Genomic DNA, 24,877 nt, shown 5'->3' with positions numbered 1-24,877 from the left:
TCCCGTCAGTAAACGCGCGCTTGCGGCTGCACTACTTCGACCTCGTCGTCGAGCGTGTACATGTGCACCGGGCGGTAGTCGATTCGGGTGCTGCCGTCTTCTTCCAGCCAGCACAGGGTGTGCTTCTGCCAGTTGACGTCATCACGATCGGGGAAATCCTCGCGCGCGTGGGCCCCGCGGGATTCCTTGCGGTTCTCGGCCGAAGTAATGGTCACCAGTGCCTGGCCGAGGAGGTTCTGCAGCTCCATGGTTTCAATCAGGTCCGAGTTCCACACCAGCGAGCGGTCGCTGACCTTGACGTCGGCGAAGGAATCACGGATCTCGCGCACGTGCTCCACGCCTTCAGCCAGGGTTTCCTGGGTGCGGAACACCGCAGCGTGGCTCTGCATCGTGCGCTGCATGTTGTCGCGGATGACAGCGGTCGGGGTGCCGCCGCTGGCGTTGCGCAGACGGTCCAGGTTGGCCAGGGCACGGTCGCAGGCGTCGCCAGCCAGGCGCTTGTGCGGCTGGCCCGGCTTGATGGTTTCGGCACAGCGGTTGGCCACCGCGCGGCCGAACACCACAAGGTCGAGCAGCGAGTTGGAGCCCAGGCGGTTGGCACCGTGCACCGACACGCAGCCGGCCTCGCCGATCGCGTACAGGCCCTGGACCACGGAGTCCGGGTTGCCGTCCTTCAGCTGCACCACTTCGCCGTGGTAGTTGGTCGGCACGCCGCCCATGTTGTAGTGGACGGTGGGGATGACCGGGATCGGCTGCTTTTCCACGTCCACGCCGGCGAAGATGCGCGCGCTCTCGGCGATGCCCGGCAGCTTCTTGTGGATGTCGGCCGGATCCAGGTGGGTCAGGTCGAGGTGGATATGGTCCTTGTGCTCGCCCACGCCGCGGCCTTCGCGGATCTCGATGGTCATCGAACGGCTGACCACGTCGCGGCTCGCAAGGTCCTTGGCGTTGGGCGCATAGCGCTCCATGAAGCGCTCGCCGCTGGCGTTGCGCAGGATGCCGCCTTCGCCGCGCACGCCCTCGGTAATCAGGCAGCCGGCGCCGTAGATACCGGTGGGATGGAACTGCACGAACTCCATGTCCTGCAAGCCCAGTCCGGCGCGCAGCGCCATGCCGCCGCCGTCACCGGTGCAGGTGTGGGCCGAGGTGGCCGAGAAGTAGGCGCGACCATAGCCGCCGGTCGCCAGCACCACGCCGTGGGCGCGGAACAGGTGCAGGGTGCCGTTGGACATGTCCAGGGCGAGCACGCCGCGGCATGCGCCCTCCTCGTCCATGATCAGGTCGAGCGCGAAGTATTCAACGAAGAACTCGGCGTCATGGGCCAGCGACTGCTGGTACAGCGTATGCAGGATGGCGTGGCCGGTGCGGTCGGCGGCGGCGCAGGTGCGCTGCGCGGTGCCCTTGCCGTAGTGCGTGGTCATGCCGCCGAAGGGACGCTGGTAGATCTTGCCCTCTTCGGTGCGCGAGAACGGCACGCCCTGGTGCTCGAGCTCGATGATCGCGGGGATGGCCTCGCGGCACATGTACTGGATGGCGTCCTGGTCACCGAGCCAGTCCGAGCCCTTGATGGTGTCGTAGAAGTGGAAGCGCCAGTCGTCTTCGCCCATGTTGCCCAGCGCGGCGGAGATCCCGCCCTGCGCGGCGACTGTGTGCGAACGGGTCGGGAAGACCTTGGTGATGCACGCGGTCTTCAGGCCCTTGTGGGCCAGGCCGAAGGTGGCGCGCAGTCCGGCGCCGCCGGCGCCGACCACGATCATGTCGTACTGGTGCTCGGTAATTGGATAGGCAGTAGTCATTGCAGCTCTGTCGAAAAAGTGGGGTCAGGCCAGCAGCGCGATGCGGCCGATGGCGAACAGCGAGGCGAGTGCGCCAAGCACGCAAACGAAGATGACGATCAGCTGCAGGGCCCGCTCAAGGCCGCCGTGTAGGTAATCGCTGATCACCACCTGAAGGCCCATCTGCATGTGCCAGAACATGGCGATCGAGAACGCGGCAAACAGGATTGCGTTCCAGGGCCGTGCAATCACCTCCTGCACCGTGGCCAGGTCCGCGCCAACCAGCGAGATGAGGGTGCCGAGCAGCCAGGCTACGAGCGGGATCATCGCCACCGCGGTCACCCGCTGCCACCAGAAATGGCTGGTGCCGGACTTGGCCGAACCCAGTCCGCGGGCGCGGGCCAGGGGCGTGCGGAATTCGCGCACGGTACCGTCCTGATCAAGCCTCGTATCGCTCATGCCCCACCCCGCATTGCAAAGAACCAGATGATGCCGGTCAGCACCACCGTCAGCACCGCCACCGTATAGCCGGACCGGTAGAGTTCGGGAATCGACATGCCGTAACCCATGTCCCAGGACAGGTGGCGGATGCCGTTGAGCAGGTGGTACACCAGCGCCAGCGAGAAGCCGGCCAGGGCGATCATGCCCAGCGGCGAGGCCAGGCACTCGGAGAAGCTTGCGTATGCCTCCCCGCCCTGGGCGACCGCCAGCAGCCACCAGGCCATGCCCAACGCGCCGACGGACAGCACGACACCGCTGGTGCGATGCAGGAAGGACATCACCGTGGTGATCTGGAAACGGTATGTCTGCCCCAACATGAAAGGGGACAGTGGACGTTGATGGTGACTCATCGCAGGAAGGATCCTCGCTGGGCGGCTGCTGGAACGCGGGCCGCGTGGCAGGTGGCGGACAGTGCCGCCTCAAAAATCAATGCAGCGGCCGTTCTTTTCCCAATCCCCGTAGCGGGTCGGGTCTGGCCCCTCCCGACCGCCGATTTCCCGCGGACGTTCAGGCTCAGGCACCGGTTCCACGGGCTGGTCCTGTTCGGGCACGGCTTTGCTTTCGCCTATGATGGCTGGGTCTTTCACCTCTTCAAGTCTAAGTCCCACCCCCATGTCCGACAAGTCGCCGTCACTACCTGATCAGTTCTCCGCCCTTCCCGGTCATCGCGTATTGGCCCTGGAAGGCCGGGATGCAGCCAAATTTGCCCAGGCCCAGTTCACCAACGATGTGGACGGGCTGGCCGACGGGCATTGGCAATGGAGCGGATGGTTGACTCCCAAGGGGCGGATCGTGGCCCTGTTCGCCCTGCTGCGCTTTGACGCCGAGCGTCTGTGGCTGCTGCTGCCGGACGCCGATCCGGCGGATCTGGCCGCCCAGCTGCAGCGCTTTGTATTCCGTACCAAGGTGACGCTGCGCCCGCTGGAAGCAGTGCATGCCGCTGCCGCATTCACTGCCCCGCAGCAGGCGACGGGGTCTGCGTTTGCCGGCGATGAGGACAGCGGCGTGGAACTGGACATGGGCACTCCCGCTGGAGCCCGCACCCTGCGCCTGGGCGCGACCACCGCGCCGGTCAGCGATGATGTGGCCAGCCGGTGGAGCGCGTTCGACTTGTCCCATGGCTGGCCGCGGCTGGATCCGGACCAGACCGAAAAGTGGACCCCGCAGCAGCTGTCGTTGCAGCGTCTGCGCGCCTACAGCGTGAAGAAGGGCTGTTACCCCGGCCAGGAGATCGTTGCCCGCACGCACTTCCTGGGCCAGGCAAAGCGCGGCCTGGTGCGACTGCAAGTTGATTCCGCGGTGGCTTCCGGCGACGCGGTCACCTCGGGCGAGCGCGAGATCGGGCGGGTCGTGTGTGCTGCCGGCCGTGAGGCCCTGGCGGTCCTGCCCCTGGAGCGGGAAGACGCCCCCCTCGCCATCGGCGGGACTCCATGCATGGTGGCCGCGCTGGAGGACGGCCTGGCACGCTGAAACGCCCCTGCTGACTCCCCTCCCGCCCACTCCCTGCGCCCTTTCCAGGGCTGTCCAAACTGCAATCCGCGGCTGCTATGCTCCGAACGGCAGGGGGGAGCCAACCAGACATGGAAATGGGGGAGAAGGAACTATGACGATCAAGCCTTGGCTGACGCTGGCGGCAGCTGGCTTCGTGTTGCTTGCCAGCGCATGCAGCACCACGCCGGAACAGGAACCGGTACCGGAAGCGCAGGACATGCAGCCACTGCCGTCCTCGTTCCTGGAGCGACTGTCGGCTGACGGCATGTTCGCCTTCGGCAAGTCCAGCATCGAAGACCTGAGCCCGGAGGGCCGGATTGCCCTGGACGAACTGGCCACCAGGCTGGCCGAACGCCCGGTGGAGATCGTGCACGTGATCGGGCACAGCGACCGGCTGGGCACCGCAGTGGCGAACCAGACGGTATCGAGCCAGCGCGCCAACGCGGTGCGTGATTACCTGATCGAGCGTGGCATTCCCGAGGAGCGCATCACCGCGGTCGGACGTGGGGCGGTTGAGCCGGTGGTGGACTGCGAGGGTCGCGGCGGCCAGCAGGTCATCGACTGCCTGGCTCCCAACCGCAGGGTCGAGGTGCGCGTCCAGTTCGCGGACTGACCTCCCCCGCCCCGCGGCGCCTCCGTCGTAGGAGCGCGCCGCGCGCGCGAAACCGCGTGACTCTGGTCACGCGGCATGGCGTCGGATAGGTCGACGTTGCCGGCGCCCCGCGGCAACGCCGGCCGTCACCCGGCTTCGCGCGCTCCTACGGCAGGGCGGCGGCGGCGGCGACGATGTCGTCCTCGGACGGGATCACCAGGAACGCCGCCCCAGCGAGCGGGGTGAACGTATCCGCCCCCACCACCCGCTGCAGCGGGCGATCTCCCAGTCCGGCTTCCGCGATGGCGGTGATGACGCCCTCGCCGATCCCCGCGCTGCGCCGGCCTTCATCGACCACGATCGTGCGCGCGCATTCGCCAACGTGGCGGACGATGGCCTCTTCGTTGAGCGGCAGCAGCCAGCGCAGGTCGACGACCCGCACCTTCCACCCGTGCTTGGCCTCGATGTCGCGGGCGGCACGCAGGCTCATCGGCACGCCGTTGCCGAAGGTCAGGATCACGCAGTCGGTGGCTTCCGGGTTGTAGACGCGCTCGGCGCCGAACTCCATGGCCTCGCCCGGGGCCGGGAAAGACGTCAGCCAGCCACCGTCACCCGCTTCGTAGAGATCCTTGGCCATGTACAGCGCGATCGGCTCCAGGAACGCACACACGCGGCCGTCCACCTTGGCCAGCGCGGTCAGGGTGCGGAGCATGGTCACCGCATCGTCGCCGCGGCTGGGGCAGCCGATCACCAGGCCCGGGATGTCGCGCAGCGCGGTGATCGAGTTGTCGTTGTGGAAGTGCCCGCCGAAACCCCGCTGGTAACCCAGCGACGCAATCCGCATCACCATCGGGTTGCGGTACTGGCCGTTGGAGAAAAACTGCAGGCTGGCCGCCTCGCCGCGGATCTGGTCACCAGCGTTGTGGAAGTACGCCAGGTACTGGATCTCCGGCAGCGGCAGCATGCCCATGTTGGAATAGCCCTGCGCCAGGCCCAGGATCATGGTCTCGTCGAGCAGGGTGTTGAAGACCCGGCGCGGACCGAATGCCTTCTGCATGCCCTTGGTGACCGTGTACACCCCGCCCTTCTGGGCCACGTCTTCGCCGAACAGCAGGGTTTCCGGGTACTTGGCGAACAGGTCGTGCAGGGCCTGGTTGATCTGGATGGCCAAGTGCCTGGGGGGCAGATTTTCCGGCAGTTTCGCTTCGCCGCCGAACGCCTGCAGCCGGCGCTCGTCATAGTCGGCGCGCTTGGCCTCGGCCTGGACCGCTGACGGGGTGTACGGCGCCAGCGGAGCGATCACGTCTTCCAGCGATTCCAGCCGCGGGCGCCGATCGGCATCCTCGGCGGCGGCAAAGCACTTCACCCGGGTCGCTTCATAGAGTTCGAGCACCTCGTCCTTGGACATCAGGCCCGATTCAAGCGCAATGGTGGCCGAGCGCAGCAGCGGATCGGTCGCCTCCACCGCGCACAGCTCCTCGAGCCTGCGCCATTCGATTTCGAAATCCGTGCCCGCGTGGCCCATGATCCGCGTGGTGCGCAGGTGCAGGAAGGTCGGCCGGCGCGTGCGGCGGCAGTGCTCCACCGCCTGCTGCACCTGCCCATAGCCCCCCGCCAAATCGAGGCCGTCGGCATGGAAGTAATCCAGGTCCGGGCGGTCGCGGAAGTTGCGCGCGATCCAGCCGTCGGGAGTTTTGACCGAGATGCCGATGCCGTTGTCTTCGCACACAAACAGGACCGGAGCCGGCAACCCCTGGTAGGCCGTCCAGGCGGCGGCGTTGAACGTGGTCTGGGCGGTGGCATGGTTGCTTGAAGCATCGCCGAACGAACACACCACGATGCTGTCATCGGGCACCGGCAGCTGGTGGCCGATGCCCCGGCCCTGTTCGATCGCCACGGCGGTCCCCATTGCCTTGGGCAAGTGCGAGGCGATGGTCGAGGTCTGTGGAAGTACCCACAACGGCTTGCTGCCCCACACCTTGTGGCGGCCGCCGGAAGCCGGGTCTTCCTTCGAGGCGGCAAACGACAGCGCCGAATCCATCACCGGGTCCATCCCCGGCAGCTTGCGGAAACGCTCGGCCATGAAGCCGCCGGAGCGGTAGTGCAGGAATGCCGGATCGGTATGCCGGGTCAGCCGGGCCACCATCGCGTTGCCCTCGTGACCCGACGAACCGATGGTGTAGAAAACCTTGTTCTGCACCCGCAGCACGCGGGCCATCAGGTCCAGGTGGCGGCTGATCAGCTGCGACTCGAACAGTTCGCGAAAGCCCTGGGCGTCCAGGGCACTGCCCTCCAGCACCGCCGCGCCCGGCGATGGCGCGCGCGCGGCGCTGCCTTCCCAGCCGCGGACGAACTCCTGGAAATTGACGTCGCAGATCTCGGCGCGGTTGAGGCCCCTCATGCGGGCGGGAATGGGATCGGGAACCTTTGCGAACATGTTGCTCTCTCGTAGGGCGGGCGCAGGCCCGCCATGGGCGAATATCAGTTGGCGGGGCCGGACCCGCCAAGGGGGTGATTCCGGCGCCAGTGCGCACCGGTTTGGCCCCACACATCCACGGCGATGTGCGCGTGTGGCGGCGGCAGCATGGACGGCCCCTGCAGGGTGGATCCGAGCCGTGCGGCCAGCTTTTGCGAAGCGGTGTTTTCAGGCGCGATGCAGTGGATGAAGCCGTCCCACCCCAGGTGCTCCAACGCCCAGTCGATGGCCGCCGAAGTGGCTTCCAGCGCAAAGCCGCGGCCCCATGCATCGGGATGGAAGGCATAGCCGATCTCGTTGCCGGGCCAGCCTTCCGGGCGCCATGGCCCGGTCTGGCCCATCCACCGGCCGCTGTCCCGGTCGATGACCGCGAACATGCCGAATCCTTGCAGCTGCCAGGCACCCGGCTGCCACAGAAACCTGCGCCAGGCTTCCGTGCGCGAGACCGCACCGCCGATATGGCGGGCAGCCGCTTCATCGCCCTGCAGCTCGGCAAAGCGGTCGAAATCCTCGATCCGCGGAACCCGCAGGATCAGGCGCGGGGTTTCAATGCGAAGCTCGGCCAGTGCCATCCAAGCCCCTCCCAGGGCTATGCGCATCGCCGCCTGCCGGGCCGCTGGTCCAAGGGACACGCGGCCCGGCAACGGCGACGGCAGGATCAGAACGCGTTGATGCCGGTCAGCTCGCGGCCCACCACCAGCTGGTGCACGGTCTCGGTGCCCTCGTAGGTGATCACCGATTCCAGGTTCAGCGCGTGGCGGATCGGCGAGTGCTCGGTGGTGATGCCGGCGCCGCCCAGCAGGTCACGGGCTTCGCGGGCGATGTCGATCGCCATGCGGCAGTTGTTCCACTTGGCCACGCTCACCTGGGTCGGCTGCATCTTGCCGGCTTCCTTCAGCCGGCCCAGCTGCAGGCTCAGCAGCTGCGCGCTGGTAATGCGGCGGGCCCAGTCGGCCATCTTGATCTGCGCGCTCTGGGTTGCCGCCACCGGGCGCCCGAACAGCATGCGCTCCTTTGAATACCCCAGCGCCTCGTCCAGGCAGGCGACGGCCGCGCCGATCGGGCCCCAGGTGATGCCGTAGCGGGCCTGGGTCAGGCAGCCCAGCGGCCCGCGCAGGCCCTTCACGTTCGGCAGCCGGTTGGCCTCGGGCACGCGCACCTCGTCAAAGAACAGCGCGCTGGTCACCGATGCGCGCAGGCTCATCTTGTGCTTGACCTCCTGCGCCTTGTAACCGGCGAAGTCCTTCTCCACCACAAAGCCCTGGATGCCGTCGTCGGTCTGCGCCCAGACGATGGCGATGTCGGCCAGGTTGCCGTTGGTAATCCACATCTTGGAGCCGTTGAGGATCCAGTCGTCACCGTCGCGCCGGGCGTGGGTCTTCATGTTGGCCGGATCGGAGCCGCCGTGGGCCTCGGTCAGGCCGAAGCAGCCGATCACCTTGCCTGCCGCCATGTCCGGCAGCCAGCGCATCTTCTGCTCTTCGGTGCCGTAGGCAAAGATCGGGTACATGCACAGCGAGGACTGCACGCTGGCGAAGCTGCGCAGGCCGGAATCGCCGCGCTCGAGCTCCTGGCAGATCAGGCCGTAGCTGACATCGCCCAGCTCCGAGCCTCCGTACTCGGCCGGCAGGGTGGCACCCAGCAGGCCCAGGCCCGCGATCTCGGGGATCAGCTCCGTGGGGAAGCGGCCTTCATCGAAGCATTCGCCGATGATCGGCAGCACCTTCTCGTCGGTGAAGCGCGCCACGGTGTCCTGCACCGCACGCTCTTCATCGGTGAGCAGGGAACGGACGTCGTAGAGATCAAGGGGATTCAGGGCCATGGCACTCTGGAAGTTGGCGGGAAACCCCCATTGTATCGATCCGGCCTCCCTCTTGGGCCTTTGGTGGGTAGCGCCAAGCGGCCCCGCGTCGTGTCAGCGCTGCGCTTTTCCAATTGGAGAAGAAAGAAAAAGGGGCCGGATTGCTCCGACCCCTCGTTGACTTCCGGCTACGACAGAATTACTGACGCGTGGCGCCGTCTTCCTGGCTGGCGGCGGCCGTCTGCAGCACTACCTGCCCATCCAGAACCGGCAGACGGTCACCCGGCTGCTGCTGCATGCGCACCGTGCGCTCGTCTCCTTCGTACTGATAGGTGACATCCCATGCGATCGGCACCTCTTCCGTACCCAGCTTGATGCGCTCGCCGGGCTCACTGCCGGTGCGCATGGTGCCAGTGCTTCCATCGGGGTTGCGATAGGTCACGTTGTAGGCCACCACCCGCGACGACTGCGAGGTGTCCTGGACGGTGCGGCATTCCTGCTCCGTCACGGTCTGTACGTTGTTGGCCTGCTGGCGGCCCTGGATGGCGCGGCCCGCAAATGCACCGCCCACTGCGCCGCCCACCGTGGCCAGCTTGCGCCCGTCACCGCCACCGACCTGGTTGCCCAGCGCGCCGCCCACCACCGCGCCGATCGTGGTGCCGGCAACGCGGTTGGGGTCGCGGGTCGGAGCCTCGTACTGCACCACCACGTCCTGGCACACCTGGCGCGGCGTGCTGGAGGTAGTGGTCTCGCTCACCGGCTCAACGCCCAGCACCTGGGCGTAGAAGTCCTGCTGCTCGGTCACCGCCTGCACGTCCAGGACGTCGGCGTAATCAAGACGCCCGGATACCGGAATCGAGTCGATACCAGCCCCCGTTTCAATGTCGTCCGCAGAGGTCGCTGCATCGTCGTGAGCAATGTCATCGCGAGTGTTGTTCTGGAACGCGGCGACGGCTACGCCGCCAACCAGCAGCGATGCCAAAGCGATTGCGAGGGTGTTGTTTTTCATGTCGCGCTCCTTGTCATTCCTGCAGGCACATCGCCTGCGTTGCGTGCAGAGTGATTCGACCACTTCCAAGCTGAACCGGACACGGCTGGGGGCGCTGAAAATGACCGGGCCATGAATATCGTCCCCAGTACACCGTGATAGCGTGACCGCCATCCATCGCATTGGAGAACTACGCCATGCGCCACCTGTTGCTGGCCCCGCTGCTGCGCTGGCTTACCCGCCTCAGCTTTCCCCGGCTGTTCATGGTCACTGCCACGTTGTTTGCATTGACCCTGGTGATCCCGGATCCAATTCCTTTCGTGGACGAGCTCCTTCTGGGGCTGGGCACGCTGCTGTTGGCAAACTGGAAGCGGCGCGGCAAGGTTGCTCCCGCCACCGGCGCGCGGCCGCCGATCGACGGCCAGGCCAAGCGCGAACGCTGAGGAGCAGGCGCATGACCTTCCTCATCGACAGTCATTGCCATCTGGACGCAGACGCGTTCGATCCCGACCGCGATGCCGTGATCCAGCGCGCGCAAGCGGCCGGGATCGGCGAACAGGTGGTGCCCGCCACCCACGCCGATGCCTGGCCCAAGCTGCGCGAGGTCTGCGCCAGCGCCCCGGGGCTGCACCCGGCCTATGGCCTGCATCCCGTGTTCCTGGAGCAGCACAAGATCGCGCACCTCGACGCACTGGCCACCTGGATCGAACGCGACCAGCCGGTGGCAGTGGGTGAATGCGGGTTGGACTACTTCATCGAGGAACTGGACCGCGACGCCCAGCAGTACTACTTCAACGCCCAGTTGGAACTGGCGCGTAACCATGACCTGCCGGTGATCGTGCACGCCAGGCGTGCGGTGGACGCGACCATCAGCGCGATCCGACGGGTTGGAAAGCTGCGCGGGGTGGTGCACAGCTTTTCAGGCAGCCCGGAGCAGGCGCGGCAGCTGTGGGACCTGGGCTTCATGATTGGCCTGGGTGGCCCGGTGACCTACGAACGCGCACAGCGGCTGCGGCGGCTGGTGGCGGACATGCCGCTGGATCAGCTGTTGTTGGAAACCGACGCGCCCGACCAGCCCGATGCCGACAACCGTGGCGGCCGCAACGAACCGGCCCTGCTGGTGCGGGTGCTGGACGTGATCGCCAGGCTGCGCGACCAGGACCGCGCAGAGATTGCCGCTGCCACCACCGCCAACGCCCGACGTCTGTTCAAGCTGCCGCCGGCGGCTGCCTGAGCAGGATCTCCAGTGCCTTGCCCACCGCCGCGAAGGCGAACGTGCCGGTGAGATGGGTGGCGGCACCCAGCCCGGTGCCGCAATCCAGCTTGAGGGCGGCATCCGGATCAAGCTGCGGGCGCAGGCCGCACACGCTGCCATCGCCCTGCTGGTAGCGGACGTTCTCCAGCGAGTACACCGCTGGGACGCCGAAGTAGCGCTTGGGGCCGCGCGGGAAGCTGAAATCCCCACGCAACTTTTTCCGCACCAGGGCCAGCATGGCGTCGTGCTCGGTGCGCGACAGATCCCGTATCCGCACCAGGGTCGGATCGATCCGCCCCCCGGCCGATCCGACGGTGATCACCGGCAGCTTGCGCCGCCGGCACCAGGCAATGGCCTCCACCTTGGTACGCAGACTGTCGCAGGCGTCCAGCACCAGGTCGTGGCCGCAATCAAGCAGCTCGTCCAGGTTGCCGGGGGTGAGGAAGCTGGCAACGGGTTCCACCGTGGCCAGCGGATTGATGGCCAGGCAGCGCTCCGCCATCGCCTCGGCCTTGCCGCGCCCGTACTGGCCCTGCAGTGCCGGCAGCTGACGGTTGGTATTGGAGACGCACAGGTCATCCGCATCGATCAGCACCAAGCGCCCGACTCCGCTGCGGGCGAGCGCTTCGGCCACCCACGAGCCGACGCCACCCAGGCCCACCACCGCCACCTGCATGCGCGACAGGCGCGCAACGGCGCCGCTGCCGTACAGGCGGTCAATGCCGCCGAAGCGGTCCATCCAATCAGGTTCCATGCGCCCATTTTAGAGTGATGCCGGGCGATCCGTCGCATCGGTTGGCCATACTATGGCGCCCTGCCAACCATCAGGACCGATCAATGCCCAACCTGCCCATGCCTTCTCGCGACCGGAAGCCGTCCGCCGCCGCGCGTTATCTGATCGTGTTCGTACTCGGAATGGCGGTGGGCATCTTTGCGGCCGTGGTGGTGATCCGGGCGATACAGGCGCGCAGCGACCACTTTGCTTCCAGCGTGATGCACGTGCAGGAGTGGCACATGACCCAGCTGCATCGGCGGGCAGAAGAGAACCGCTGCAATCCCACCGATGTATTGCCGCACCTGCGGGCACTGCGCGTATTGGCGGAAGACCTGGAACCGGCCTTCCCGCGCCTGGGCGAGGACCAGCGCTTCGCCCGCCATGCCGCACGCATGCGCGCAACCCTGGATGCGGCGCTGCAGTCGCCACCGCTGAACTGCGCTGGCGTGCAGACCACCAACAAGCAGCTGCAGGATTCCTGTCGCGACTGTCACCGGGATTTCCGCAGCTGAGATGTGGCCAGCGTCGCGGGCTGAATGCCCGCTGCACGCACCGCAGCGATCGGGCGTGGTTGGCGCCGCGTTCATCCTCGGGTTCCTATCGTCAAAGCTGACTTGATGACGAGGAGCCCTGCCATGAATTTCCGCCAGATCAGTGCCGCTGCCGCAGTTGCCGCATCCCTTGCCCTGGCCGGGTGCGCTACGCCCGCCGGCAGCTACGGGTCGGGATACGGCAATGCTCCGGGCTACGGCAGCCGAGCCTGTGACTCCTGCGGCACGGTGACCCGCATCGAGCGCGCCGGAACCACCAGCTCACCGAACGTGATCGGCCCGGTGCTCGGCGGCGTAGTTGGCGCGGTGGCGGGCAAGGAACTGGCGCGACGCAATACCGACAGCGACGGCCGGCGCAACGTGGCGACCGCCGGCGGGGCGGTAGCAGGCGCGGTGGCCGGCAACGCCATCCAGAATCGCGTTGAAGGCGGCGCGGTCTATCGTGTGCACGTGCGCATGGATAACGGTCGCAGCACCGTGGTGACCCAAGACAACCTGGATGGTCTGCGCGAGGGATCCTACGTGCGCATCCAGAACGGTCGCGCCTGGGCGCAGTAACGGGCGCGATGGATCTGACCCTCGTCTGGTACCTGATCGCGGCGATCCTGGTACTGGCGGGACTGGCCGGCGCCGTACTTCCTGCCCTGCCGGGTGTGCCGCTGGTGTTTGCGGGCATGCTGCTGGCTGCCTGGGCCGAAGGGTTTACCCACGTCGGCGTCGTCACTCTTGGGGTGCTGGGCGCTCTTACCCTGCTCTCACTGGTAGTGGACCTGTGGGCCAGTGCCATGGGCGCGCGCAGGGTGGGAGCGAGTGGAAAGGCGCTCGCCGGGGCTGTGATCGGCACCATTGTGGGCTTGTTCTTTGGCCTGATCGGCGTGTTTATCGGCCCCTTCGCCGGGGCCGTCATTGGCGAGCTGGCGCACCTTCGCAGCGTGGACCGGCACGGGATCGGGCAGGCAGCGCGGGTCGGCATTGGCACCTGGATGGGAATCGTGATCGCGGTGGGGCTGAAGCTGGCCCTTTCCTTTGCGATGATCGGCATCTTCGCGCTCGCCTGGCTGTTGGCATAGCGCACCTTTCAGGGTTCAGGGTCCATACCGATGAAAACTACTTCCGGCCTCACGCTCGCCATCAGCCTTTCACTTGCGGGCGCCTGTGCGTACGCACAGGAAGCGCCCGCAAGCCTCGGGGCCTGCGCGGCGATCGGCGCTGACGCCCTGCGCCTGGCCTGCTATGACAAGTTCGCCAACAGGCAGACGCCCAGCGTGGCCGAAGCGGACGCGGCGGCGCAAGCGGCGGCAGAAGCTGCAGAGGCAGCGCGGCTGGCGCAGGCATCCGAGACCAGCGCGGAGGAATCCAACGCGACCCGTCGCGAACGCGCCCGCCAGGCCATCGACAGCATGTTCGTCTACGACAGCAGCGATCCGCATGCCGAAGCGATCGCCAACGTGGGCCAGGGGTCGCTGCTCGATACCCGCTGGGAGCTGGCCGCCGGCTCCAAGCTGGGCCTGTTCAACTTCCGTGCCTACAAGCCCGTGTACCTGCTGCCTGCGTTCTGGACCAGCAGTACCAACCCGACGCCGCAATCGGCCAATCCGGAAAACACGGTCACCGACCCGCAGGAGCTGGACAGCCTGGAAGCGAAATTCCAGATCAGCTTCAAGACCAAGGCGCTGGAGAATATTTTCGGCAACAACGGCGATCTGTGGCTGGGCTACACCCAGAGCTCGCGCTGGCAGGTGTACAACAACGACCTGTCACGCCCGTTCCGCGAGACCAACTACGAGCCCGAGGCGCTGCTGGTGTTCCGCAACGGCTACGGCCTGCCCGGCGGCTGGCGCGGGCGAATGGCTGCGGTGGGCATCAACCATCAGTCCAATGGCCGCGGTGATCCGCTGTCCCGCAGCTGGAACCGGGTGATGTTCAACTTCGGCTTCGACCGTGAAGACTGGGCTCTGATGGTCCGGCCGTGGGTGCGCATCTCCGATGGCAGCGACGACGACAACCCCGACATGGAGAATTACATGGGCCGCGGCGATGTCACCCTGACCCATGTGCGAGGGGGCCATCGCTATACCCTGATGGCGCGGCATTCGCTGCGCGGCGGCGACCGCTCGCACGGGGCGCTGCAGTTCGACTGGGGCTTCCCGATCCACCGTGCGTTCCGAGGTCACGTCCAGATCTTCAACGGCTACGGGGAAAGCATGATCGACTACAACCACCGGGCCACCTACGTGGGCCTGGGGATCTCGCTGCAGGATTGGCTCTAGGACAACACGCGACCGATCAGGGTCTCGAATCTCGCGTCCGGCTCCAGGGTGCCGAAGGCAAGGCCATGGCTGTCACCGAGCCGGCCGCGGCAGAAGTCCGGCGCCGCGGGACTGCCAGCGCGCAGCAGCACCGATGCCTGCAGCGCCAGCGCAAGCCGCTCGACGAAATGCCGCGCGCCGGCCTCGGGCAGCGCCTGTGGATCGGCAAGCTGCTTGCGCAGCCTCCCGCATTCGGCGTCCAGGTATCCATCCATGCCGGCTGCCGCATCCAGTTCGGCCAACACCGCCTCGCCGCTGGCCGGCTCGCGGGCCAGCGCGCGCAGCACGTCCAGGCACTGGATGTTGCCGCTGCCTTCCCAGATCGAGTTCAACGGCGCCTGCCGATACAGGCGCGGCAGGATCGATTCCTCGACGTAGCCGTTGCCGCCCAGGCACTCCTGGGCCTCGTTGACGAACGCCGGCGTCCGCCGGCAGATCCAGTACTTGCCGATGGCGGTGGCAATGCGCGCGAATGCCGTTTCACTCGCATCACCCGGCGCCGCGCCCACCGCGCGCGCCACCCGCATCGACAGTGCCAGCGCCGCCTCCGCCTCCAGCGCCAGGTCGGCCAGCACGTTGCGCATCAGCGGATGCTGCACCAGCTTGCGACCAAAGGTCTCGCGGTGGCGGGCGTGATGAACCGCCTGCGCCAATGCCATGCGCATCAGCGCGGATGAACCGAGCATGCAGTCGAGCCGGGTGAACATCACCATCTCGATGATGACCGGCACCCCGCGCCCTTCTTCTCCAACCCGAACCGCCCAGGCATCGTCGAACTCGACTTCGCCCGACGCGTTCGACCAGTCGCCCAGCTTGTCTTTGAGGCGCACCAGCCGCAGCGTGTTCCTGGTGCCATCCGGCCGCCAGCGCGGCAGCAGGAAACAGCTCAGCCCCTGCGGTGCCTGGGCCAGCACCAGGAAGCCATCCGACATCGGCGCTGAGAAGAACCACTTGTGCCCCGACAGCGCGTATTCGCCCTCGCCCCTCAGCGCAATGGCGCGGGTGAGATTGGCGCGCACATCGCTGCCGCCCTGTTTCTCGGTCATGCCCATGCCAAGTGTGACGCCGCGCTTGCCGCTGATCGGTACGTCCGCGGGGTCATACGCAGCGGCGATCGATTTTTCCGCCCATTCGGCCAGGGACGGTTGCCGCTTCAGCACCGGCACTGCTGCGTGGGTCATGGTCAGCGGACAGCTGCTGCCGGCATCCGCCTGGTAGTGCAGGTAGCTCAGCGCCGCCCGCGCCACATGCGCGCCGGGCCGCGGGTCGGTCCACGACAACGATGTCACCCCGCTTTCGATGGCATGGCGCATCAGCGCGTGGTAATCGGGATGGAACTCGACCCTGTCCAGGCGCTGGCCGAAGCGGTCGTGGGTGCGCAGGCGCGGCCGGTCGCGGTTGGCATCAAAACCCAGCCGGTACAGCTCGTCTCCGGCCAGGCGCCCGTAGCGGGCCAGGCGGTCGGTGAACTCCCCGGCGCCCTCGCGTGAAACGGCCTCGCGAAGCACGGCGTCCGATTCCCACAGGTCCAGCGGCGCGAACTCCGGCGGCTGGTTGAGCGCGCCGGCGGTGTGATCAGGCGACGAAGCGTGCATGGGCCCGGCTCTCCCTGAAAAAAGAACCCCGCACGGATGCGGGGTTCCAGGTGACCTGAAATCGGACCGGTCAAGCGACCGGCGTCACCGCCGATGCCTGGGCGCCTTTCGGGCCCTGGGTGACTTCATAGCTGACGCGCTGGCCTTCCTGCAGGCTGCGGAAACCGTCGGAGGAAATCGCGCTGTAGTGGACAAACACGTCCGAGCTTCCATCTTCCGGTGCGATGAAGCCAAATCCCTTGGCGTCGTTGAACCACTTCACTGTGCCGTATTGCATGAACTTTCCACCTCGTCTGGATTACGAATGCGCGCGCGTTTCCGCTGTCGCGCCAGCCGAGTATGCAAAGCAACGTTGACAACATCAACGCCTTTATTGCTTCAGCAGCTCGCGCAGCACATCCGGGAGGCGGGAAGAAGCGGCTTCCACGTTATCCAGTACCTCCTGAAGCGTGATCTCGTCCACGGAACCTCCGCAGCCTGCGGCCCAGTTGGCAACGATAGCGATACTGGCGTAATCCAGCCCCAGTTCGCGTGCCAGGGCAGCCTCCGGCATACCGGTCATGCCCACGAGGTCGCAGCCATCCCGGCGCATGCGTTCGATCTCGGCTTTCGTTTCCAGCCGCGGTCCCTGGGTGGCGCCGTAGCAGCCGCCATCCACCATCTCCACGCCGGCCTGATGCGCCGCCTGCAGTACCCGTCGCCGCAGCGAAGGCGTATATGGATCGCCGAAGTCCACGTGCAGCACCTCGGTGCCCGGTTCTTCGCACAGGGTCGAGATCCTGCCCCAGGTGTAATCGATGATCTGGTCCGGACAGGCGAGCACCCGCGGACCGTACGCGTCGCCGATGCCGCCCACGGTATTGAGCGCAAGCACGCTCCGGGCGCCCAGGGCGTGCAGCGCCGCCAAGTTGGCGCGGTAGTTGATCCGGTGTGGCGGCACCGAATGTTCTTCGCCGTGCCGGGCAAGGAAGGCGACCGGCTGCCCGGCGATGCGGCCGATGCGCACCGGCCCGGAGGGCTCGCCATAAGGCGTATCCGGCTGTTCGGTACGCACATCTTCCAGGCCGCTCAGCCGGTAAAGGCCGGTGCCGCCGATCACCGCCAGCACGGGCGCATTCTCCGCCATGCCGCTCACTCCGCCAGCGCGTAGATCGCGGGCAGGTTGCGTCCCTGTTCCTGATAGTCCATGCCGTAGCCGAATACGTAGCGGTCGGGAACTTCCACGCCGCAGTAGTCGGCTTCCACGCCTTCGATCCGCCTGTCGTGCACCTTCTCGGTGAGTACGGCAATGCGAACGTCCTGGGCATTCTGGTCTTCGCACCAGCGCTGCACGGCCTGCAGGGTGTGGCCTTCGTCAAGGATGTCATCGACAAGCAGCACCCGGCGGCCCCGCAGCGGCGTATCTGGCCGGTGCAGCCAGGCCAGTCCGGACCCGGAGGTGCGGCCGCGATAGCGGGTGGCATGCAGGTAATCGAACTCCACATCCAGCCCCCGCTCGCCCAGGGCAAACGAGAGCTCGGCGGCGAAGTGCAGACCACCCTTCATCACGGTAATGAACAGCGGCGCCACCTCGTCATCGCTGTAATCGGCCACGATTTCGTCGGCCATTTCTCCGATGACGTCGTCAAGCGCCTCCTGGTCGAAAAGCAGCTCCGCATTGCGCAGCGCATCGGCCAACTGTCCACTACTCATGCCACGCTTCTCCCGTGTGCTGCCAACATGCCCTGCGCATCGGTGTAACGCGCATCGGCGATCAATCCATCCCAGCCCAGTGCGCCGCGGCCAATCAATCCCGCGAGTGCCATGGTGTTGAGGCTGCGGCCTTCCACCGCCGCCAATGATTCGGGCACAAGCTCCGGGTGGCAGACCAGCACCACGTCGCAGCCGGCGTCCAGGTGCGCATCCACCCGTGCCTTCACCCCGCCCACGCCGTGGGCGGCGGCCATGCCGATGTCATCGGAGAACACCACGCCGCGAAAGCCCAGGCCTCCATCGGACACTTCCCCGCGCAGGATGTCGTTGATCCAGCGTTTCGAGTATCCCGCCGGTTCCGGCGCCACCTGCGGATAGACCACGTGGGCCAGCATCACCGCGTCGGCACCGGCCTGGATGCCGGCGGCGAAGGGAACCAGGTCTTCGGCACGGATGACTTCCAGCGGACGATCGTCGATGGCGTGGTCGAAGTGGGTGTCTTCCCGCACCGAGCCATGGCCGGGGAAATGCTTCAGCGTGGCCGCCATGCCGGCGGCGTGCATGCCTTCGACATAGGCGCGGGTGAACTCGCCCACCACCTCTGGTCGCTCGTGGAAGGCGCGGTCGCCGATGGCCAGGTTGCCGCGACCAAGATCAACCACCGGCGCGAAACTCAGGTCCACACCGGTGGCCAGGATCTCGCTGGCCATCAGCCACGCGTGGTCGCGTGCTGCCGCCAGCGCCGCCTGCGGATCGGTGGCGTATTGCTTGCCGAAGACCTCAAGCGGGGGCAAAGCGCTGTAACCCTCGCGGAAGCGCTGCACCCGGCCGCCCTCCTGGTCCACGCACACCAGTTGCGGGCGCGGCGCGGCCTCGCGGATTGCGGCGGCCAAGTCAGCCACCTGCGCGCGTGAGGCGAAGTTGCGGGTGAACAGGATCACGCCGGCACAGGCGTCATGCTGCAACCACTCGCGTTCGGCCGGGGTCAATTCGGCGCCGGCAATGCCGATCACGAGCATGCGGTTTTCCTCCGTTGATGCCGGTGCGGCATCACTGTGGTCATTGTGGCAGATGCGATGCTGGCGGAAGCGCCAGCGCCTGGCGGATGGCGTCGGCGAACGCTTCTGGCGGCTGCGCGCCGCGCACGGCCAGCCGGCCGTCCAGCACGAAGAAAGGAACTGCTGAAATCCCGATCTGCCGGGCCTGGCCCATGTCGCTTTGCACGTCCTGCTCGCCGTCCTCTCCCGCCAGCAGGGCTTGAACAGCTTCTTCCGCCAGACCGCCTGCGGCCCCGGCCCGCACCAGGGTGGCCGGATCGGCAAGGCTGTGGCCTTCGGCAAAGTGGGCATGGAACAGGGCGTCGGCCACGGCGTCGACATCCATCCCCTGCTGCCGCGCCAGCCACATCAGCCGGTGCGCATGGCGGGTAGTCACCCGTACCTGTCCGCGGCTGAGGTCGATCGGCAGGCCGGCCTCGCGCCCGGCACCCTGTACCCGCTCGAACATGACCCTGGCCTGTTCTTCCCCACCGAACTTCTGGGCGTAAGCCTGGGCCAACGGAACGGGGGTCGCATCCGCGTCCGGGTCGAGCATGAAGGCCCGCCAGCGCAGCTCCACCGGCGGCGCGTCACTGCCCAACAGTTTCAGGCCGCGACGGAAGTGGGTGATGCCGATCCAGCAGAACGGGCATACCAGGTCCGACCAAAGATCAACGCGCATCGTCAGCCTCCTCCGGCCCCTGTCTTTCCGCTTCGCTCCATGCCGCGAACGGGTGCCTGGACAAGGCGATGTTGTAGTAGCGCTGGAAATCGGTGACCTCGGGCCCCAGCCAGTCGGGACGCAGGAACTCTTCGTCCACCCCGCCCAGCTCGACTTCCGCCACCACCAGCCCGGCGTTCTCGCCTTCGAACTCGTCCACTTCCCACAGGTGTGCCCCATGGCGGACGTAGTGGCGCTGCTTCTCCACCCGCCCGCCGGTGCACAGGGCTAGCAGCGCGCGGGCGTCATCGACCGGCAGCGGGTACTCGAACTCCTGGCGGCTGCGCCCCCCTTCGCAGGACTTGATGTTGAGCGCCGCCCGCGGCCCTTCCAGGCGCACACGCACGCTGGCCAGGTCACGGCCCGCCAGACCGTCGACCTGATTCAGATAGCCCTGGGCCATGGCCTCGGAGCGCTCGGCGGCCTCGCGCCAGGCATCGCCACGTACCAGGAATTTGCGTTCAATCTCGATGGCCATCCGGACTCCTCAGCCGCGCTCAAACATTGCGATCGATTCCACGTGCGCCGTGTGCGGAAACATGTCCATCACCCCGGCCTTGCGCAGCTTCCAGCCGCGCTCGTTGACCAGATAGGCGGCATCACGGGCCAGCGTATCCGGGTGGCAGCTCACGTACACGATGCGGCCGAAGCGCTCCAGCGGCAGCTGGTGCAGCACGTCGATCGCGCCCGAACGCGGCGGATCCAGCAGCAGGCGGTCAAATCCCTGCGCCATCCACGCAGTTCCGCTCTGGTCCTGGGTCAGGTCCGCTGCGTGGAATTGCACGTGCCCCAGCCCGTTGCGCTGCGCATTTGCTCGCGCCCGCGCCACCAGGCCGGGATCTCCCTCAACGCCCACCACCTCGGCGGCGGTGCGTGCCAGCGGCAGGGTGAAATTGCCCAGGCCGCAGAACAGATCCAGCACCCGCTGGCCCGGCCCCACTTCCAGCAGTTCGAGCGCCAACGCGATCATTTTCTGATTGAGCCCGGCGTTGACCTGGATGAAATCCAACGGCTGGAAGCACAGCTCCACATCCCACGGCTCCAGCCGGAATGACAGCGGCGGCGGCTCCGCCGGCCACAGTGGGTGCACCGAATCCACGCCGCCCGGCTGCAGGAAGATCGCCAGATCGTGCTCGCGTCCAAACGCTTCCAATGCCTTCAAATCGTCCGCAACCAGCGGCTCCATATGGCGGAATATCAGCGCGACGGCCGCATCACCGGCGATGAACTCCACCTGCGGGATCACCTGCCGCGCCTGCATCGACTCGACCAGAGTCGACAGCGCGGCGATCTTCATGCCCACCTGCGGGATGGCGGTATGGCATTCGGCAAGGTCGGCGACGAAGCGCGGATCCAGCTCGCGGAAGCCGACCAGCGTCTTGTCCTTCTTCTGCACCCGGCGCACCGACAGCCGGCCCTTGCGCCGGTAACCCCAGGCAGCGTCCACCAGCGGCTCCAGCACGGTCTCCGGGGTGACCCCGGATTCGCGGAACTTCTCCAGCAGCCGGGCCTGTTTGGCCAGGATCTGCTGCGCTCCATCCAGATGCTGCAGCACGCAGCCGCCGCATACGCCGAAGTGCGGGCATCGCGGCTCCACCCGGTGGGGCGAGGCGTGCAGCACCTCTACGGTGGCCGCCAGATCCGCCTCGCGCGTGCGCCGTGTCTGCTTGGCCAGCACCCGCTCGCCCGGCAGCGCGCCCGACACCAGTACGGTCTTGTCGTTGTCACGACGGCCTACGCCACGGCCGTCGTGGCCCAACTCCATGATTTCGATTTCAAACGGCGTCTGGTCTATTCGGGCCACTGCGTCACTTGGATGAGGGAAGGGTCGCTATTGTCTCATCCACGACCCTGCCCCTGTCCGGCCCGATGTGTGTGCAGCCTGTTACTTCTGCCGCCAGCTTCCGCCTGCATCCTGGTACCACCAGCCGGCCCGCGCCCGCTCGATCCACTGTCGCGCAAACACTCCGCGGATTTGCCCCTCCCACTCCGGACGGCCGTTGGCTATCGCGATTTCCCGATAGACCGCACGCGCATCGCGGTTCTGCTCTGCCACCGCCTGGTTTGCCGCCACCCGCGCAGACAGCGGGATCGCACCCGCATCGCGCACCTGGACCGAACCATCGCTGCCGAAGCCCAGCGCACCGCTGTCGAAATGCGGACGCAGGGTATTGCGGAACCGGTCGCGCATACGCGCCCGAATGGCGTCGATGGCCGGCGTGCTGACGGTGATATCCGGGCTCTGGGCATGCGCAGTGCCAATGCCAAGCAGTACCAGCGGGTCGAACCGGACCGGTGCCGAAGCCATGCCGCCCTGCTCTTCGGGGAACAGCAGGTCATCGTCGGCCGGGACTTCCGCCGGGCGCCCGATCACGTCATCGACGAATTCGCGGGCCGCTTCGCGCGCCTCCACCGCCGGGAAATGCACATTGATCGTCACGCAGGCCGTCAACAACAGCACTGCGGCAAAACCGGATCCCAGCCAGCGTTTCATTCGTCAATCTCCATTCGATTCCAGGGAGTGGGCATCAATGCCCGCATCAATCCACTACCGGTGACACATCACCGCCGATCGCCGCGCCGATCCGCTCCACCAGCGTCTGCCAGTCAACGTTGCGGTTGTGGCCGACCACCTGCAGCCGCGGAATGCCGGCGCCTTCCACGATAGTAAATGTGTTGCCGGCTGAACGCAGGCCGCCCATGCGGCATACCCCGTTCTCCAGGCGACAGCTGATGCCGATGCGCGAATAGCCGAAGTCATCGAAGAAGCCGATCAGCTGGCCCTGCAAGCCGCCCATCAACGAGCCATTGCCTACGCTGGAAATGTTCTGCACCGCCCGCTGACTGATCCGCTGGCGCACGCCGCGGCGTGGCACCGTGCCCAGCTCGGCATCAAACGCGGACAGTTGCCAGTCCACCAGCCGCAGGCCGTCCACGTGGCCCGACAGCCGGCCGGTGATGTGGCCCAGGTCGAACACCTCGGTGATCGCAAACAGGTCCAGCTCGTACAATTGCAGGTCCGCAGACAGGGTCGGCGCGACGCCGAAAGGCCGGTCCATGGACAGCGAACCCACGTCGATCCGGCCGTCGAACACATCGACCGACAGCCCGCCTTCGAACTCCAGCCGCTCATCCTCATAGCGCCCGGCCGGGATCCGCCCGCTCAGCTTGCCGCCAAAGGCCGGCCAGCCGAAAGCCGCCGCCAACTGCTCAACCTCCACATCTTCCACCGCCAGGCCGAAATCCAGCCGAAGTCCGTGACCCGCCGCCGGCAGGCGCACGGACAGCGGATCCAATACCACCCTTCCGCCCAGCAGCTCGACCTGGGCCGGCTCACGCAGGCGCAGTTCCCCATCAAGTCCCTGCAGCGCCAGCTGCGCCGGACCGAAGGGCAGCCCACCCACCGCGGCAGTGCGCCACTGCAGCAGGCTGTCTGCAGCGGTGCCGGACGCAAGTGCGACTTCGCCTTCGAGGCCTTCGAAAGCGAACCGGCCGCCCTGCCCCAGCAGATCCAGATCATCCAATCGCAGACGCCCGTGGCGGACTCCCTCCGGACCCAAGCCAATGCGCGCATCCAGGCCGCCGCGCATCTGCAGCTCGGCCAGGCCCACCAGCGAAAGCCAGCCGGACAGGTAGCGTGCCGGCAGCAGGGAGGCGTCGTCGCTGGCCAGCTCCACGTCCAGGGACCTGAGTGCGGCATCCGGCCCGAACTCCGCAGCGCCACGCGCTGCCAGCGTCGAACCGTCCTGCCAGCTGAATCGCTCCAGCAGCCAGCCGGACGAGGGCGCTTCGCGCACCGCAGCCACCCGTACCGGCACCGGAGTTTCCGGCAGGTCGATGAAGGCGTTGCCAAACAGCAATGCGCCGCCGCCCACCACACCATCGACCGCTACAAGGTTGCGGCCACCGGGGCTGCGGAAACCCACGTGCAACTGCGCCTCCAACCCTTCGCCGGCTGCGCTGGCATCAGACGTTTCGAACGCGGCTTGCGCCAGCCGCAGCTGCGCATCCAGCCCCAGCGTCCCGCCAGTCGGCGAGCTGATCCGCACGCTTCCATCCAGGGTGCCCACGCCCATTTGCGCCGCCTGCCATGCCTGCGCCACCAGCGCCTGGGCCCAGGCCAGCGGCACCTGGACCAGCTCGATCCGGGTCAGGTCGGGCGTGCGCGCGTCACGGGCCAGTGTGATCCGCGAATCACCAACGGCCAGCGAGGCATGGAGCCCGGAAGCACCCAGGTCCACCGCCAGGCGCATTCCCGGCCCTGGTCCTGATCGCAGCACCCCTTCGCAGAGCCATCCGCCCTGCACATCGGGTGCCCGCTCCAACGGACACTCCCAGGTGAGATCCTGGAATGCGTAACCCAGATCCGCTGCTGCCACGCGGCCGACGGTCAGACGCAGCCGGCCTTCTTCGGACAGCTCCGGCCACTCCAGCCTTGCCGTCACCTGGTGGAGCACCGCGACCGGACTGTCGATGCGATCGATCCGGGCTTCCAGCACGCGCGCCTGTCCTGATGGCGCCCAGGCCAGCAGGACCGTTCCCAGCATCAGTAGTAGGATGCAACGCACCATGCCGCGAGCATACCGAGGGAACGGGAGCGGACAATGAAGCCGAGACTGCTGCTGCTTGAGGATGAGCCCACGAGCCGGATGTTCCTGGTCACCGCGCTGGCGGAACTGCCCGTGGAGATCGACACCGCACAGACCGTGGCCCAGGGCCGGGACCTCGCCGCGGGCGGCACCCACGCCCTGTGGCTGTTCGACGCCAACCTGCCTGACGGCACCGGCGGCGGGCTGCTGGCTGAACTGCGCGGGCGCGGACTGTCCACTCCGGCCCTGGTCCATACCGCGGCCGTCGAGACCGGGGAACGCCAGCGCCTACTGGCCCAGGGCTTTACCAATGTGGTGGTCAAACCCCTGAGTGCCGGAGCATGGCGCCAGGCCGTCAGCACCGCGCTGGCCCAGGCTTCCGCACCGCTGCCCATCGGCGAAAGCCCAGCCGGCTATGCGTCCACGCAGCTGCCAGTGTGGGACGACGAGGCCGCGATCGCCGCGCTCGGCGGCAGCCGCGACAACGTCGATGCCCTGCGCGGACTGTTCCTGGCCGAACTGCCCGCCGCGCGCGACGAGATCATGGCGGCGGTGCAGGCCGGCAACCATGCCGCCATGCACGACACCCTGCACAGGCTCCGTGCCAGCTGCGGTTTCGTCGGCGCCGCACGCCTGGACGCTGCCGGGCACGCCCTGCGCGACGCTCCCCACTGTCCGGTCCGCCTGCAGACTTTCATGGAGGCGGTGGAAGCCACTGCCGCGTGACTG

At 67.1% G+C, this 24,877-nt stretch carries 28 protein-coding genes; 9 read left to right on the top strand and 19 right to left on the bottom strand.

Annotated features, from left to right (window positions below):
- Positions 1–5: 5 nt before the first annotated feature.
- The 4 genes from sdhA to ACW7G2_RS08835 all read right to left on the bottom strand — a co-directional run bounded on the left by sdhA (position 6) and on the right by ACW7G2_RS08835 (position 2,890).
- Entirely contained in the window at positions 6–1,796 is a 1,791-nt protein-coding gene (sdhA, locus tag ACW7G2_RS08850; RefSeq protein WP_456974836.1) for a succinate dehydrogenase flavoprotein subunit, read from the bottom strand.
- Between the two features lie 24 nt (positions 1,797–1,820).
- On the bottom strand, positions 1,821–2,234 hold the full coding sequence (gene sdhD, locus ACW7G2_RS08845) for a succinate dehydrogenase, hydrophobic membrane anchor protein (RefSeq protein WP_456974834.1): 414 nt from the start codon (positions 2,232–2,234) through the stop codon (positions 1,821–1,823).
- Positions 2,231–2,626, bottom strand: a complete 396-nt coding sequence (gene sdhC / locus ACW7G2_RS08840) for a succinate dehydrogenase, cytochrome b556 subunit (protein WP_456974832.1) — start codon at positions 2,624–2,626, stop codon at positions 2,231–2,233. The genes sdhD and sdhC overlap by 4 nt, the downstream gene beginning before the upstream one ends.
- A 69-nt stretch (positions 2,627–2,695) precedes the next feature.
- On the bottom strand, positions 2,696–2,890 hold the full coding sequence (locus tag ACW7G2_RS08835) for a DUF1674 domain-containing protein (RefSeq protein ID WP_456974830.1): 195 nt from the start codon (positions 2,888–2,890) through the stop codon (positions 2,696–2,698).
- Between ACW7G2_RS08835 and ygfZ the strand changes: the two genes are divergently transcribed.
- Positions 2,889–3,746, top strand: coding sequence for a CAF17-like 4Fe-4S cluster assembly/insertion protein YgfZ (ygfZ, locus tag ACW7G2_RS08830; protein WP_456974828.1), 858 nt, complete (start codon positions 2,889–2,891; stop codon positions 3,744–3,746). The two genes, ACW7G2_RS08835 and ygfZ, sit on opposite strands and share 2 nt — an antisense overlap.
- A gap of 133 nt (positions 3,747–3,879) precedes the next feature.
- Positions 3,880–4,380 carry an OmpA family protein gene (locus ACW7G2_RS08825; protein ID WP_456974826.1) on the top strand — a complete coding sequence of 167 codons (501 nt, stop codon included), beginning with the start codon at positions 3,880–3,882 and terminating at the stop codon, positions 4,378–4,380.
- A gap of 145 nt (positions 4,381–4,525) precedes the next feature.
- Here the strand turns inward: ACW7G2_RS08825 and ACW7G2_RS08820 are convergent, their stop codons facing one another.
- The 4 genes from ACW7G2_RS08820 to ACW7G2_RS08805 form a co-directional block, all read right to left on the bottom strand.
- Positions 4,526–6,796, bottom strand: coding sequence for a thiamine pyrophosphate-dependent enzyme (locus ACW7G2_RS08820; RefSeq protein ID WP_456974824.1), 2,271 nt, complete (start codon positions 6,794–6,796; stop codon positions 4,526–4,528).
- A 44-nt stretch (positions 6,797–6,840) separates the two neighbouring features.
- Positions 6,841–7,407: a GNAT family N-acetyltransferase gene (locus ACW7G2_RS08815; RefSeq protein ID WP_456974822.1), complete on the bottom strand. Its 567-nt coding sequence runs from the start codon at positions 7,405–7,407 to the stop codon at positions 6,841–6,843.
- An 86-nt stretch (positions 7,408–7,493) separates the two neighbouring features.
- The gene (locus tag ACW7G2_RS08810) at positions 7,494–8,657 is read right to left on the bottom strand and encodes an acyl-CoA dehydrogenase family protein (protein ID WP_456974820.1); all 1,164 of its coding nucleotides are present in this window, start codon (positions 8,655–8,657) and stop codon (positions 7,494–7,496) included.
- A gap of 178 nt (positions 8,658–8,835) precedes the next feature.
- Positions 8,836–9,645, bottom strand: coding sequence for a glycine zipper 2TM domain-containing protein (locus ACW7G2_RS08805; RefSeq protein ID WP_456974818.1), 810 nt, complete (start codon positions 9,643–9,645; stop codon positions 8,836–8,838).
- A 176-nt stretch (positions 9,646–9,821) separates the two neighbouring features.
- On the opposite strand from ACW7G2_RS08805, the gene ACW7G2_RS08800 reads away from it, so the two are divergent.
- Complete coding sequence (locus tag ACW7G2_RS08800) at positions 9,822–10,067, top strand: DUF6116 family protein (RefSeq protein ID WP_456974817.1); 246 nt, start codon at positions 9,822–9,824, stop codon at positions 10,065–10,067.
- Between the two features lie 11 nt (positions 10,068–10,078).
- Positions 10,079–10,858, top strand: coding sequence for a TatD family hydrolase (locus ACW7G2_RS08795; protein ID WP_456974815.1), 780 nt, complete (start codon positions 10,079–10,081; stop codon positions 10,856–10,858).
- On the opposite strand, the gene ACW7G2_RS08790 is transcribed toward ACW7G2_RS08795, so the two are convergent.
- Positions 10,833–11,633 (bottom strand): tRNA threonylcarbamoyladenosine dehydratase, encoded by an 801-nt coding sequence (locus ACW7G2_RS08790; protein WP_456974813.1) that lies wholly within the window; start codon positions 11,631–11,633, stop codon positions 10,833–10,835. The genes ACW7G2_RS08795 and ACW7G2_RS08790 overlap by 26 nt on opposite strands.
- 83 nt (positions 11,634–11,716) lie before the next feature.
- Here ACW7G2_RS08790 and ACW7G2_RS08785 point away from each other — a divergent pair, with 83 nt between their 5' ends.
- The 4 genes from ACW7G2_RS08785 (at position 11,717) to ACW7G2_RS08770 (ending at position 14,475) form a co-directional block, all read left to right on the top strand.
- Positions 11,717–12,166, top strand: a complete 450-nt coding sequence (locus ACW7G2_RS08785; protein WP_456974811.1) for a hypothetical protein — start codon at positions 11,717–11,719, stop codon at positions 12,164–12,166.
- Positions 12,167–12,289: 123 nt separating this feature from the next.
- A complete protein-coding gene (locus ACW7G2_RS08780) occupies positions 12,290–12,763 on the top strand; it encodes a glycine zipper 2TM domain-containing protein (protein ID WP_456974809.1) in 474 nt (157 codons plus the stop codon).
- An 8-nt stretch (positions 12,764–12,771) separates the two neighbouring features.
- Positions 12,772–13,275: a DUF456 domain-containing protein gene (locus ACW7G2_RS08775; RefSeq protein WP_456974807.1), complete on the top strand. Its 504-nt coding sequence runs from the start codon at positions 12,772–12,774 to the stop codon at positions 13,273–13,275.
- 30 nt (positions 13,276–13,305) lie between these two features.
- A complete protein-coding gene (locus ACW7G2_RS08770) occupies positions 13,306–14,475 on the top strand; it encodes a phospholipase A (RefSeq protein WP_456974805.1) in 1,170 nt (389 codons plus the stop codon).
- On the opposite strand, the gene ACW7G2_RS08765 is transcribed toward ACW7G2_RS08770, so the two are convergent.
- The 10 genes from ACW7G2_RS08765 to ACW7G2_RS08720 all read right to left on the bottom strand — a co-directional run bounded on the left by ACW7G2_RS08765 (position 14,472) and on the right by ACW7G2_RS08720 (position 24,106).
- Positions 14,472–16,109, bottom strand: coding sequence for an acyl-CoA dehydrogenase family protein (locus ACW7G2_RS08765; protein WP_456974803.1), 1,638 nt, complete (start codon positions 16,107–16,109; stop codon positions 14,472–14,474). The two genes, ACW7G2_RS08770 and ACW7G2_RS08765, sit on opposite strands and share 4 nt — an antisense overlap.
- A 70-nt stretch (positions 16,110–16,179) precedes the next feature.
- Complete coding sequence (locus ACW7G2_RS08760) at positions 16,180–16,386, bottom strand: cold-shock protein (RefSeq protein WP_343258950.1); 207 nt, start codon at positions 16,384–16,386, stop codon at positions 16,180–16,182.
- A gap of 93 nt (positions 16,387–16,479) precedes the next feature.
- Positions 16,480–17,235, bottom strand: a complete 756-nt coding sequence (locus tag ACW7G2_RS08755; RefSeq protein WP_456974801.1) for an S-methyl-5'-thioinosine phosphorylase — start codon at positions 17,233–17,235, stop codon at positions 16,480–16,482.
- Positions 17,236–17,240: 5 nt separating this feature from the next.
- Positions 17,241–17,801: a hypoxanthine-guanine phosphoribosyltransferase gene (locus ACW7G2_RS08750; RefSeq protein WP_456974799.1), complete on the bottom strand. Its 561-nt coding sequence runs from the start codon at positions 17,799–17,801 to the stop codon at positions 17,241–17,243.
- A complete protein-coding gene (nagZ, locus tag ACW7G2_RS08745) occupies positions 17,798–18,820 on the bottom strand; it encodes a beta-N-acetylhexosaminidase (RefSeq protein ID WP_456974797.1) in 1,023 nt (340 codons plus the stop codon). The genes ACW7G2_RS08750 and nagZ overlap by 4 nt, the downstream gene beginning before the upstream one ends.
- Before the next feature lie 40 nt (positions 18,821–18,860).
- The gene (locus ACW7G2_RS08740; protein ID WP_456974796.1) at positions 18,861–19,520 is read right to left on the bottom strand and encodes a DsbA family oxidoreductase; all 660 of its coding nucleotides are present in this window, start codon (positions 19,518–19,520) and stop codon (positions 18,861–18,863) included.
- Positions 19,510–20,037, bottom strand: a complete 528-nt coding sequence (locus ACW7G2_RS08735; RefSeq protein WP_456974794.1) for a CYTH domain-containing protein — start codon at positions 20,035–20,037, stop codon at positions 19,510–19,512. Before ACW7G2_RS08735 ends, ACW7G2_RS08740 begins: the two co-directional genes overlap by 11 nt.
- 9 nt (positions 20,038–20,046) lie before the next feature.
- Positions 20,047–21,363, bottom strand: a complete 1,317-nt coding sequence (gene rlmD / locus ACW7G2_RS08730; protein WP_456974792.1) for a 23S rRNA (uracil(1939)-C(5))-methyltransferase RlmD — start codon at positions 21,361–21,363, stop codon at positions 20,047–20,049.
- Between the two features lie 81 nt (positions 21,364–21,444).
- Complete coding sequence (locus ACW7G2_RS08725; RefSeq protein ID WP_456974790.1) at positions 21,445–22,053, bottom strand: YdbL family protein; 609 nt, start codon at positions 22,051–22,053, stop codon at positions 21,445–21,447.
- A gap of 46 nt (positions 22,054–22,099) precedes the next feature.
- A complete protein-coding gene (locus ACW7G2_RS08720; protein WP_456974788.1) occupies positions 22,100–24,106 on the bottom strand; it encodes a hypothetical protein in 2,007 nt (668 codons plus the stop codon).
- A gap of 57 nt (positions 24,107–24,163) precedes the next feature.
- Between ACW7G2_RS08720 and ACW7G2_RS08715 the strand changes: the two genes are divergently transcribed.
- A complete protein-coding gene (locus ACW7G2_RS08715) occupies positions 24,164–24,874 on the top strand; it encodes a response regulator (RefSeq protein WP_456974786.1) in 711 nt (236 codons plus the stop codon).
- The last annotated feature ends 3 nt before the right edge of the window (positions 24,875–24,877 follow it).

It is taken from the genome of Luteimonas sp. A277, from assembly GCF_054052045.1.
Note: the sequence above shows the minus strand (reverse complement) of the source record. Positions and strands in the feature narration are given on the sequence as shown.